Genomic DNA, 12,069 nt, shown 5'->3' with positions numbered 1-12,069 from the left:
ATGAATTGATAGTCATTAACTGATTGATAAAAGAAGAATTAACGTGACCTTTTAGTCAATAATAAAATGCTAATAACTAAATAAGTTTGCTTAATGAAGAGATTAGCGAAACCTACCATTATTTATAAATAATGGTGAGCTTATTGCTATAACCAGTGCTTTTATAAATTATTGATAATTTATGATTTCCTCGCTAAATAGAGATTAATTAAAGCGGTCAGTTTATCTTGAAATCTTTCTTCAAAACTCTCAATATCGCGCCCAATTAATTGGAAATATCTGGTTGCTTGTTCATATGAAAGTAATTTATTAGCAACACTGTACTGCATCTCTTCAAGGCTTTTATTATACCTTGGGGTCAGTACCCAAGTGCCGACATTGACGTCAAAGTTTTGCATCGCCTTTTGGGCTAAAGCACAAAAAGCTTCAATATGTGCCAAGCCATTGGGGCCAAGACAGCCAGGTTCAATGCGGCACAATACTGCAATTTGTCGCTCGCTAACAATACTTACACTCATCTTTAGCCCTCAATGTGATACCGTAAAAACTTAACATATCGCGTTAAGCTTAACCATTATTTTCAATGCCGATACGCATAAATATAAAAAACCGCAAATTAGTATCGCTAATAATAGTTTTTTATTACTTAGTCAATTATGTTGCCGGCTTGAAAATATCTAATGCTGATATTTCATTATGCTCTGATAACAAGGTATCTATCGCCTGATCAAAGCTGTCTAATTTTTGAGTTTCCATATAGTGCTTCAACCTTTGAATAATATCCCTACTAACCTCAATATGAGATTTTTTTTGGCGTTTTTTTATTTGAGATAATTCTTTGCGAACCATACGCCAACCAAAATCAGTGAAATATTGATTAAGCATATTATTTGCTTTGGTGAGTTCGTTATCGAGTAGCTGCCCTTTTTTGCGTAAACGGACCACTTCATTTAACAGAGTGACCAACTCAAGGTAAGAGTTTAGATTATAAAACCACGTTGCTTTCGAGGTTGTAGCGTCAGGGTTTATAAGTCGATAAATTAAAGGTAAAGCAAAGATTAACTCACTCTCCTCAAGCAACAATAATTTTCTGCCTGCTGTTGGCTTACTCTCATGATACTTCCAAGCTTGTGCTGCCATAAATACTTTTTATATCTAAGATGTTATTAATTAAATGACACCCAATACTAGTACAAATCGTCAATCATTAATATATGTAATTAAATGACACCCAATACTAGTACAAATCGTCAATCATTAATATATGGTTAAACCATTTTATAGGGTTGGAAACGCTAAAATGCTGCTTTAGGTATTTTTATGCGGAATAAACAAGATAAGAGTCAGATAACTTACTGTAACTCATTGGTTAAAAATTATTCAAACTTACTCTCTCGTTCAATGTTAGTCATATAGACATCAGATAGAATGGTTAAACCATTCTTTTAAAATGAAGAGTGTTCGGCTAACTTAACTAAAGCGCGAACCCATACTGTGTATAATTTTAATGCAACTGCTCTCTTCTATTATATTTTTGACTTATTATCGAACATTATTAAAGCGCTTAAACTGTGTGTTCTTTTTAAGCATTTAAAACACCCCGCTCAATAAAAGAATACTTTTTAATCAAATAGCATATCTACCAGTGATAATGACGATTATCGCTGGTAGATATTGCTATGATTTGCGTATAATTACGCCTTATTATTCGATATCAGGTAATACGAGCAGTATGTCTAAAATGATCCGTGTAAATTCATCTGGTCAAAATAACCACAATATATCAAATGAAAAACTAACTGGATTAGAGAATAATCACACCGAAAACCCGCATTTTTTTGAGGAATCATATCTTCCACAATCTGTACGTAATGACTATTTAAGCGCCGCCGAAGAAACGGAATATGAAATTTCAGCTAATACTCGCCGTGTCTATAACACGAGCTTTAGTTTGTTTAGCCGTTATTGTGCAGAACATAAACTTCAGTCCCTGCCAGCCGATCCCCGTAGTGTGATTTCATTTATCGGTCATCAAAAAGAATTAATTCAAGAAAACACGGGCGTACAACTATCAAAGCAGACTCTTACGACAAGATTGGCAGCGATTCGTTATTATCATATTCAAGCCGGATTCCATTCTCCAACCGAGCACCCTTTGGTGATCCGAGTGATGCGCGGCTTAAGCAGAAACCAATCTCGTCATGTCAGTGATTATGATCAACAACCCATCATGTATGATGAAGTGGAAATGTTAATTCAGGCAATCGATGAACAAGTGCATCCTTTAACACGTGCGCGAGATAAAGCCATTATTCAATTAGGATTGCAGGGCGGATTTCGTCGTTCTGAACTTGCAGATATAAAAGTACAGTATGTCAGTTTTTTGCGAAACAAATTGAAAGTACGCCTCCCTTATTCTAAGAGTAATCAGCAAGGTCAAAAAGAATGGAAAGATCTTCCAGATCATGAACCCTTTGCCGCATTTGATGCTGTTAAATATTGGTTAGCGTTAACCAATATTAAAGATGGACATTTATTTCGTTCGATATCCCGTGATGGTAAAGATTTACGCCCATATCAGATTGTCGAGCGTAATTTAGATGCAAACTCAACCTTAAATAAAAATAGTGGTTTCCTCACCGGTGATGATATTTATCGTATTATCAAAAAGTATTGTACTAAAGCAGGATTACCCGCAAGGTTTTATGGTGCTCATAGTTTACGTAGTGGTTGTGTTACGCAACTTCATGAAAATAATAGAGATCATTTGTATATCATGGCAAGAACCGGACACACAGATCCTCGTTCATTACGTCATTATTTAAAACCGAGGGACTAAATGTTGATACTTATAAGATAAAAATCACCCATCAAGTTATTAGTTTTTTCTATCTTCTATTTTTCAAGCATATAATTTACTGCTTAAAAAGAAATAATCACTTATACGTCATTAAGATTATATTTATATTTGAATAATATTTTTATGATAAAAAAGTAGTGGGTTAAATCATAAACGATTAAGTTAATATAGATGTATATATCATATATTCATTCTTCCTTACCTAGCAATGTCAACTTCAATGACGCTCATCATTTACTACATTCCATCATGTATAGTCGGAACTTAATGGCATTCAACACGTAACATTTTTGAAATGTAAATTCATTATTTTTGTCATATTGATACTTTAACCTTAAGCACGAAAGTTATTTTATTGTCTTAAGCGGAGTAAATATGAGCAAGGCTACCTTTGACCCCACACTGTATAATAAGAGTAATAATATCCCATTTAATCAAGTGTTGGATAAACACTTATCTCGTCGGAATTTTGTCAAAAGTGGTTTAGGCCTCAGTGCTATGACCGCTTTTGCGAGTGTTGGCTTAACCGCTTGTGGCTCCGATAGCGCATCAAGTCCAAAACCTATCACTCCTGTCACGCCATTACTGCCAACTAAAAGTAGCGCTAAACTGAATTTCACCTCAGTTGCGGGTTCTCGCTTAGATGCGGTTGTTGTTCCAGAAGGCTACATGGCGCAAGTTTTAGCCCCTTGGGGGACGCCATTAAACGCCAAAGCGGCGCCATGGAAAAGTGATGGTAGTAACACTGCCGATGATCAAGCCAACTCAGTTGGAATGCACCATGATGGTATGCATTTTTTCCCTTTAAATGAAGCGGGTGATGATGGTTTGCTTTGCATTAATCACGAATATATTGATGAAGATGCATTACACCCTAACGGGCAAACATTCGATCCCGCTTCTGGCTTACGTACCATTGTCGATGAGGTACGCAAAGAAATTAACGCTCACGGTGTATCAGTTGTACGAATTAAGCTGATGAATAATCAGTGGGAAGTGGTCAACAATGATAACCATAACCGCCGCTTCACCGGCGCGACTGTGATGGATGTCAGTGGTCCACTGGCCTACTCTTCCCTACTCGAAACCCGCTATTCTCCCGATGGTAGTCAAACACGTGGCACCTTAAACAACTGTGGCAATGGTTATACGCCTTGGGGCACTTATCTTACCTGCGAAGAAAATTGGCCTGGTTATTTTGCTAATCGTAGCAGCTTAACGGCCGATCAAAGCCGTATTGGGATCAGCAAAACCAGTACTCGTTATGGCTGGGATGATCTTGCTGGCCACGATGAAGAACGTTTGGATGAATTTGCCCGTTTCGATGTAACGCCAAAGGGCTTAAGTGCCCAAGACGACTACCGTAATGAAGCGAACGGTCATGGTTATATCGTTGAAATCGATCCTTATAATGCGACATCGCGCGCGGTCAAACGAACGGCACTTGGTCGGTTCCGCCATGAAGGTTGTACCTTTGGTAAATTAATCGTAGGCAAGCCGGTTATCTTTTATTCTGGGCACGATTCACAATTTGAATACTTATATAAATTTGTCTCCGCGGCAGTTTGGGATGAACAAGATGCCAATAGCACTAATCGCCTACAAACCGGTGATAAGTATATGGATGAAGGGATTTTATATGTCGCCAAATTCAATGAAAATGGCGGTGGTACTTGGTTACCGTTAACATTAGATAGCCAAACTACAGACGGCAAAACCTTAAGCAATACTTTCGCAAGCTTAGCCGACATGATTTTAAATACTGCTGGTGCTGCAGATTTAGTCGGTGCAACACCGATGGATCGCCCTGAGTGGTGCGCGGTTGACCCGTTTACCGGTTCTATTTATTTAACCTTGACGAATAACTCAAAACGTACCGAGGCGAATCCTGCAAACCCAAGATTAAAAAATAATTTTGGCCATATTATTCGTTGGGATGAAGGTGAGAAAGACACTGAATTTACATGGGATATCTTTATATTCGGCGCTTCTAGTGATGCGAATGCCGACACTAACTTGTCGGGTTTAACAGATCTTAATCAATTTGCCAGTCCAGATGGTTTAGCTTTCGATCAACGTGGTATTTTGTGGGTTCAAACTGATAATGGAGCAAAGGAAGTCGCTGAAGATACTAACGATCAAATGCTCGCTATCGTGCCATCAACACTTACGGATAGCCAAGAAAAGCAGCTTGGTGTAACAGCAGATAACCAAATGGAATTAAAACGTTTTTTCGTTGGCCCCAATGATTGTGAAGTCACAGGTTTTGCGATTAGCCCTGATTACACCTCCATATTTGCCAATATTCAACACCCAGGTAACTGGCCTTACTCATCTAATGCCGCAGAGCCAACACCCACTGGGACAAAATTACGCCCACGCGCTGCCACTGTGGTGATCCGTAAGTTAGATGGTAAAGAAGTCGCCGTATAAACAATAATCTTGTTAATCAATTTCAATCATAAGTACTTAATTTTAGAAACTTAATTAAAGCTAAAAATTATATATAAAAAGCTGCTCACTATGAGCAGCTTTTTATTTTTATGGCGATTTATCAGCACAGTAACGAGCGCATTAACATCACATAATGGTTAATTATGGCTGCTATTTGCCTGTTCAAAGGCTTGCTCAAACGCATCAGTGAAGTTTGTAATGGGCAGTAAATCTTCACGACAACGGCGATTACGCCCCAATAAAGATGACTCAACAAATAAATCAAACCATGTACTTAAGGCCTTAGCATTGGCCGCCTCTCCCATTGCGCCTAATGCTAATGAAGCGACCTCAGCGGTGCCAAGTTGAAAATCATGGCTGCCTTTACGCAATGCATAAGTTGCCAGCGTGTCAGGATCGAAGGACAACAGCGGCAACGCGTGTAAGTAAGGACTCTTACGAAACATCTTAATCGCTTCTCGCCAACTGCCATCGAGCATGATAAGTAGTGGCCGCTTACCTTGTGATAGCATCGACGGCGAGACTTGGCTCAAAACCGTTTGTCCTGGTTCTGCATACTGGGCTGGAAATACCAAAAATGGTTGATATTGTGGTGATGCTAATAGTGCCAATAACTCTGGCTCTGGGGCGAGTCTTGACCAAAGAAAAGCATGGGTATCAGGGATTAAATCGGCAATTAAGCGGCCGCTATTGGTCGGTTTTAATACTTCGTCGTTATACATAATCAGCAAGAAACTGGCTTGAGTCTGTAACTGGCGACGTAGCGCACAAGTACAAAACTGCTCGCCCAATAGGCATAATGGACAACGGATTAGGCTTTTACCACGGGCACCAAAAGGCTTAGTCGAGATTGATTTACGGTACTGATATAAACGATGTACGGCATGGGGGGCTAAAGCCATAAAAACCAATTCTCTGTTAAAACCAAATAGGGGTAACGATTTAGAGGTTAAGCTATTTCAATCGCAGCGCCGCAGTTTAGCTCTTGCTGGTAAAAGGTGCAATTCATCGAAAATAAAAAGCCACATTTCTGTGGCTTTTGGGTTCATCAATAACTGTGTTCCGCTTAAAAAACTATAAAATACGACGCAGTAAAAAGTCGGCTTTAAGGCGACGAATTCGGGTCATGATCTTTTTCACTGGCGCAGGATAGCTCTGTAACGTATCTACTTGGCTGTAGTGATATAACCGCTGTGTGTGTTCCAAAATATGGGTTTGCTCTGCTTCAAACTGAGTTTTCCAGCAGCCGGTTTCATCTTGGATCAATAAACCATTCTCTAAATCCAGCGCCCAAGCTCTTGGGTTCAAATTAGAACCCGTGATCAAATGCTTATTACCGTCAGCACTGATACCCTTGAGGTGATAACTGTTGATGCCATGCTTCCACAGATGGATATTCAACTGGCCATTATCAATCGCCCATTGTTGGCGTTTAGCAAACTTACGCAGGGATTGCTCATACATATAAGGCAGCGCACCTATCGTAGAGAAGTCTTGTTCAGGCGGGATATAAAAATCATTCGCGGTTTTGTCACCGACTACGATATCGATACGTTTGCCATTACGTAAGTGCTTAGATAAAGCACGAACTAAAATGTAAGGTGGGTTAAAGTAAGGAGTGCAGATAAACAGCGACTTCTTAGATTCCTCGACTAAAGCCACCACCACTTTATTGAGCAGATTTTTCTTCCGCCCTAAACCCAGTAACGGGGTAATTCGATTACCTTCATGGGTTTCTTTAAATTGGTACTCAACGTCAGATAATCTCAACTTAAAGCTACGCATATCCGCTTTAGGGGGGAGCACTTCTTCTGCCGCTTCTTGCGTGAGCGAACACACCGCAGGATCAGCAATAATATTCGTCTGGATCATAGCGCGCATACTGCGGGCTAATTCCGCCGATTCAATCAAATGATAGCGATCGAATCGATACTTATCATGTTGCTGTAAATAAATATTGTTAAGACTCGCACCGCTATAGATCACCGCATCATCGATAATAAAACCCTTAAGATGCAGTACGCCCATAAATTCGCGCGACTTAACCGGCACGCCTAAAATATCAATAGGATGTTCAGCTTCAGCCATTACCCTACGGTACATCAAATAGTTACCGCTATCGCCTTTATGACCAATCAGACCACGCCTAGCACGATGAAAATCGACCAACACTTTAATATCGAGTGCAGGATTGGCGGCTTTGGCAGCCATCAGCGCTTGTAATATCTCACGGCCAGCTTCGTCATCTTCTAAATACAGCGCCGCAATATAAATACTCTGCTTGGCGCTTGCAATGCGAGCAAGCAATTCTGCCTTGAAGCGGCATGGCGTGAGCAACCACGTTAAAGCCTCGGGTTGAACGGCTATTCCACCAAGCTTATCTAGCAAGGCATCCTCCTTTAAACATGCTGACCACCCCGATAGGAAGTACTGGGGTTGAGTGATAAAAACATCACCGCAATATGAGTTAATTCTGGATAGGCATCTATAACTGCCAGCCTGATCGTTTGTTCGACTTTTAGATGGATATCAGGATCCTTAGGAAACCAGAGTAATTCAACTTGGACGAAGCGTTGATCAATTTTTCCATTTCGAAAACTGATGCTTGGGATCCAATCTAATGTGAAACTCTCTACATTACCTTTACATATATCCGCCAATGACTGCAGTAATGTTTGGCTGAACGCTGCAACGACCGTTTGTGGTAGGCCGCGCATACTAATATGTGGCATGTTTAGTTGTTACCTAAGAACCTAAAATCGTAAGGATTAGAAATTACCGACTTCACCCCGTCTCGGCAAGACTTTTCTCCCAAAAGTCCCCTTAAACCTCGCGGTTTTGCTGGTAATTTGACCTTGGACGATTTTATGTCAGCAAATTGGACACATTTAGGCAAAATATACCCGAATAGTATCTTTAGGCCTGTCCGCTCAAAAAGAGACTTATTCAGTCTACGGAGCGGACTCTTTTGCTTTTTTATCACCGTATTGACTCCCTATTAATGATGTAATATGCCACTGAAATACTGATAACCTGGTAGTTAAATCACAAAATACTCCTTTAAAATACTTGCTTTTGACCCTGAGCAAGGTGATTTAACGTAAACTAAAGTGACTTTTGCTGATTAAATCACTTCCATAAAAGAGACTGAAAATGAATAAGAAAATCTTACTCACCCTAGCGCTAACATTGTTATTTGCTTGGGGTATTTTTCACTTTAAAGCCCAACTGGGATTATTCATCCTGCCACTGTTTATTGGACTGGTATTATTTGTTACCTTACGTTTATACCGCTTAATGGAAAAGGATAATAATGAGGATTAGCCCAGTTCATGGCTATATCACTACTCAGTTCCTTTTAATGTTGATTTGGACTGATTGGGTTACTCGTTAAATGGATATATTATTAAAAAACACGCTGTGCGCAGGACTCATGTTAACAGTGAGCCATAATCTCGCCTATGCTGAACAAACTCAAAGTGCACCAGCACAATCACTGAGCCAAGCCGTCAATGAGCTAAGCCCTCGCTACTCTCAAGTCGCACTGCTTGCAATGGATATGGCTAATCATCAAGTTATTTATAGCCAACAGGCCGAAACACTGTTTATTCCTGCCAGTACTCAAAAGCTGCTCACGGCGGTAAGCGCTATGGCTCAGCTTGGTGCGGATTTTAGATATGTCACTGAATTATGGAGCGATGCTCCTATACGTAAAGGCCATATCGCTGGCAGTGTCTATCTGCGTTTTAGTGGCGACCCAACGCTCACTCAGGCCGATCTCAAAGCCATTTTTGCCAGCTTAGTTAAACAAGGCATTAACCGTATTGATGGGCATCTGTATTTGCTCGGCGATAAACAGGAGCAATTACAAGCTCCAGGCTGGGTATGGGATGATTTAGGGATTTGCTTTGCTGCGCCAGTATCGAGCTACATTATTAACCAGAATTGTGTTTATGGTCAGTTCAGCCCTAGCAGCGCCAATAAACCCTCACTGGTGAGTCTACGAACGGGAAGCTACGGTATAAAAATCAGTAGTGATGCCGTGTTTGATCAAAAAGCGAGTCGCGAATTTTGCCAGCTCGATTTGATACGACTAGGCCAAAATAGCTACCATCTACGTGGCTGTTATCCAGGTGCAGAAGCCATTCCATTAGCGATTGCAGTGACTGATCCACTGAAGTTTGCCCAAGATACTCTGACCTTTCAACTCAAGGGGGAAATGTCATTGGCAGGTAAAGTTCAACCTGGGACAAGTTTACCTAAAAAGGCGAAGCTCATTGCCAGCCATAGTTCAGCACCGCTACCAGCATTACTTAATATTATGTTACTTAAATCAGATAACTTAATCGCCGACAGTCTGTTTAAGCAATTGGGTAAAAGTTATTTTAATACCCAAGGCAGCTTTACCAATGGCGCGGTGGCGATGAACCGAATTTTAACTGATTTAGGTATTGATTTAACCAATGCCAAGATTGTCGATGGCTCGGGGTTATCACGTTATAATCTACTTAATGCTAAGCAACTCGCAGCGGTTCTTGCATTGATGCATCAAGATAGTCGCTTTAGTCCATTAATTGCCAGTTTGCCGCAAGCAGGCGTTAGCGGTACCTTAAAATACCGTTTAGGCTACAATAAGCCCCCCCTTAAACATCAAATTTTTGCCAAAACGGGTTCAATGCAAGGCGTATCTAATTTAGCGGGGTTTATTCGATTGCCGCAGCGTAGCGACACGCTATTTGTGATACTTGAGAATGGCATGAGTCCTGATGTCAAAAAACAGCATAAAATATCTTTTAGTGCTGAATTTCTTCAACAATTAATTTCAATACTGCAACAGCCCTCACCGACCACTGAAGCGGTTAACATCGCAATACACTAGCTTATATTTCAGCTTAAACAGCGGCAATAATTTCAATAAAAAGCACTGAATATTCAGTGCTTTTTATTTACTTAAACGAAATATATTATTTAAAACAACTCCGCTGGCATTGCCATCGTGCTTGTGCCACCCGCACGAACTTGCGCGATATGATAATCCGCTTTAGGTAATAGCTTGTCGAAATAGAATTTAGCTAAGTAGTTTTTTTGTTCGGCAAAGACTTTATCTTCGTGCACCGTCACTTTATCGATCATAGCCAACCAGTAGAAACCATACAAGGTGTAACCAAAGGCATCTAAAAAGTCGACCGCGCAGGCATTAATTAGCGCAGGCTGAGCTACTTTCTGCTGGTTAACTGACTCAGCAACGATGACTAATGCATCAAGACGTGAGCTCACTGCCGCCACTTTCACCGCATCAACATGAGTAAATGCTCGCATTTGCGCCTTTAAGTCAGCCACAAATTCGTTCAATGCGGCTAGATTATCGCCAGTAACTTTACGGCCAAGAAAATCAATCGCTTGAATACCATTTGTGCCTTCATAAATCTGTGCAATACGGGTATCACGCACTAATTGCTCAATGCCAGTTTCACGAATATAACCATGCCCACCAAAGACCTGTTGAGCCATGATGGTGGCATCTAAACCGCGATCGGTTAAAAATGCCTTAGCAACAGGGGTTAATAATCCCACATAACGCGTCGCTTTAGCTTTAATGTCATCTTGAGCATATTTTGCTAAATCGAGCTGTTGTCCTGTAAATACCGACAAAGCGCGACCAGCCTCTGTCATGGCGCGTATGGTCAACAACATACGGCGCACATCGCCATGAACGATAATCGGATCGGACTCGCTACCGGTCGGCGATCCGCCAGCGGCAACGCCTTGATTACGCTCTTTAGCGTAATCGGCTGCCATTTGATACGCCGCCTGAGCACTACCTAGCCCTTGAATACCAATCGCTAAACGTTCATAGTTCATCATAGTGAACATACACACTAGGCCGCGATTAGGCTCACCAATCAAGTAACCTTGGGCGTTGTCATAATTCATCACACAGGTCGCAGAACCTTTAAGGCCCATTTTGTGCTCAATAGAACCCACAGATACACCGTTTGGCTTGGCTAAACTGCCATCGGCATTAATCGATATTTTAGGCACAAGAAAAAGTGAAATCCCTTTGCTATCCGGTAGCTTGGCAAGCACTAAGTGGATAACGTTTTCAGTTAAATCGTGATCGCCACCCGTGATAAAAATCTTGCTGCCCGTGATGGCATAACTACCATCATCCTGCGGTAAAGCTCGAGTGCGAATATTACGCAGATCAGAACCCGCTTGCGGCTCTGTCATATCCATAGCACCAGCCCATTCGCCGGAATATAACTTAGGCAAATAAGCTTGTTTCAATTCTTCGCTGCCGTGTGCATTGATACATAAAGCCGCCCCCGCAGTTAACGAGCCATAAAGCGTAAACGCATTACAGGCACTGTAAGCCATTTCGTCAACTAAGATCCCCAGCATCTTTGGCATGCCCATGCCACCAAACTCAGCATCGCCACACAACCCAATCCAACCGCCCTGCGAATACTGTTCATAAACGGCTTTATAGCCATCAGGAGTAATCACTTGATTATCTTGATGTAACACGCCCTGCTCATCTCCGGTTCTGTTCAGGGGATGGATTAAGTCACTGCTAATTTTTGCCGCTTCTTCAAGAATGGCATTTGCGGTATCAATATCGACTATTTCAGCAATATCAGGCAATTGTGCCCAAGTGGTAGGAGCATCAAATACCTGTTCTAACAGGAAACGCATATCCGTCAACGGGGCTTGGTAAGGGTTCATTAGTAGACTCTTAACGTAGAATTAAAACA

The 12,069-nt window shown here is 41.1% G+C and carries 10 protein-coding genes; 4 read left to right on the top strand and 6 right to left on the bottom strand.

Translation table 11 applies throughout. From position 1 onward, the window contains the following. Positions 1-179 precede the first annotated feature (179 nt). Both ACRN9H_RS08660 and ACRN9H_RS08655 read right to left on the bottom strand, forming a co-directional pair. The gene (locus tag ACRN9H_RS08660; RefSeq protein WP_432313319.1) at positions 180-518 is read right to left on the bottom strand and encodes a hypothetical protein; all 339 of its coding nucleotides are present in this window, start codon (positions 516-518) and stop codon (positions 180-182) included. A gap of 136 nt (positions 519-654) precedes the next feature. Further along, on the bottom strand, positions 655-1,140 hold the full coding sequence (locus tag ACRN9H_RS08655; RefSeq protein WP_432313318.1) for a hypothetical protein: 486 nt from the start codon (positions 1,138-1,140) through the stop codon (positions 655-657). 592 nt (positions 1,141-1,732) lie between these two features. Between ACRN9H_RS08655 and ACRN9H_RS08650 the strand changes: the two genes are divergently transcribed. Continuing rightward, positions 1,733-2,839, top strand: a complete 1,107-nt coding sequence (locus ACRN9H_RS08650; protein WP_432313317.1) for a tyrosine-type recombinase/integrase — start codon at positions 1,733-1,735, stop codon at positions 2,837-2,839. Between the two features lie 396 nt (positions 2,840-3,235). Continuing rightward, a complete protein-coding gene (locus ACRN9H_RS08645) occupies positions 3,236-5,293 on the top strand; it encodes a PhoX family protein (protein WP_432313316.1) in 2,058 nt (685 codons plus the stop codon). Between the two features lie 158 nt (positions 5,294-5,451). Here the strand turns inward: ACRN9H_RS08645 and ACRN9H_RS08640 are convergent, their stop codons facing one another. From ACRN9H_RS08640 to ACRN9H_RS08630, 3 genes are all read right to left on the bottom strand, one after another. Further along, complete coding sequence (locus tag ACRN9H_RS08640) at positions 5,452-6,216, bottom strand: tRNA-uridine aminocarboxypropyltransferase (RefSeq protein WP_432313315.1); 765 nt, start codon at positions 6,214-6,216, stop codon at positions 5,452-5,454. Positions 6,217-6,388: 172 nt separating this feature from the next. After that, positions 6,389-7,702 carry a CDP-diacylglycerol--serine O-phosphatidyltransferase gene (pssA, locus tag ACRN9H_RS08635; RefSeq protein WP_432313314.1) on the bottom strand — a complete coding sequence of 438 codons (1,314 nt, stop codon included), beginning with the start codon at positions 7,700-7,702 and terminating at the stop codon, positions 6,389-6,391. An 11-nt stretch (positions 7,703-7,713) separates the two neighbouring features. Next, entirely contained in the window at positions 7,714-8,046 is a 333-nt protein-coding gene (locus ACRN9H_RS08630; RefSeq protein ID WP_220774746.1) for a DUF1904 domain-containing protein, read from the bottom strand. Positions 8,047-8,467: 421 nt separating this feature from the next. Between ACRN9H_RS08630 and ACRN9H_RS08625 the strand changes: the two genes are divergently transcribed. Further along, positions 8,468-8,638, top strand: coding sequence for a hypothetical protein (locus tag ACRN9H_RS08625; protein ID WP_107882899.1), 171 nt, complete (start codon positions 8,468-8,470; stop codon positions 8,636-8,638). Between the two features lie 70 nt (positions 8,639-8,708). Beyond that, on the top strand, positions 8,709-10,193 hold the full coding sequence (dacB, locus tag ACRN9H_RS08620; protein ID WP_432313313.1) for a D-alanyl-D-alanine carboxypeptidase/D-alanyl-D-alanine endopeptidase: 1,485 nt from the start codon (positions 8,709-8,711) through the stop codon (positions 10,191-10,193). 89 nt (positions 10,194-10,282) lie between these two features. Here the strand turns inward: dacB and ACRN9H_RS08615 are convergent, their stop codons facing one another. Beyond that, positions 10,283-12,040, bottom strand: coding sequence for an acyl-CoA dehydrogenase family protein (locus tag ACRN9H_RS08615; protein WP_432313312.1), 1,758 nt, complete (start codon positions 12,038-12,040; stop codon positions 10,283-10,285). Positions 12,041-12,069 lie beyond the last annotated feature (29 nt).

Origin of the sequence: Shewanella sp. MF08487, from assembly GCF_050848685.1 — a bacterium.
GTDB lineage: Bacteria > Pseudomonadota > Gammaproteobacteria > Enterobacterales > Shewanellaceae > Shewanella > Shewanella glacialipiscicola.
Note: the sequence above shows the minus strand (reverse complement) of the source record. Positions and strands in the feature narration are given on the sequence as shown.

Excerpts from the sequence above, each read along its gene's own strand:
- ACRN9H_RS08660 (WP_432313319.1), bottom strand. The coding sequence starts at position 518 with ATGAGTGTAAGTATTGTTAGCGAGCGACAAATTGCAGTATTGTGCCGC.
- ACRN9H_RS08655 (WP_432313318.1), bottom strand. The coding sequence starts at position 1,140 with ATGGCAGCACAAGCTTGGAAGTATCATGAGAGTAAGCCAACAGCAGGC.
- ACRN9H_RS08650 (WP_432313317.1), top strand. The coding sequence starts at position 1,733 with ATGTCTAAAATGATCCGTGTAAATTCATCTGGTCAAAATAACCACAAT.
- ACRN9H_RS08645 (WP_432313316.1), top strand. The coding sequence starts at position 3,236 with ATGAGCAAGGCTACCTTTGACCCCACACTGTATAATAAGAGTAATAAT.
- ACRN9H_RS08640 (WP_432313315.1), bottom strand. The coding sequence starts at position 6,216 with ATGGCTTTAGCCCCCCATGCCGTACATCGTTTATATCAGTACCGTAAA.
- ACRN9H_RS08630 (WP_220774746.1), bottom strand. The coding sequence starts at position 8,046 with ATGCCACATATTAGTATGCGCGGCCTACCACAAACGGTCGTTGCAGCG.
- ACRN9H_RS08625 (WP_107882899.1), top strand. The coding sequence starts at position 8,468 with ATGAATAAGAAAATCTTACTCACCCTAGCGCTAACATTGTTATTTGCT.
- dacB (WP_432313313.1), top strand. The coding sequence starts at position 8,709 with ATGGATATATTATTAAAAAACACGCTGTGCGCAGGACTCATGTTAACA.
- ACRN9H_RS08615 (WP_432313312.1), bottom strand. The coding sequence starts at position 12,040 with ATGAACCCTTACCAAGCCCCGTTGACGGATATGCGTTTCCTGTTAGAA.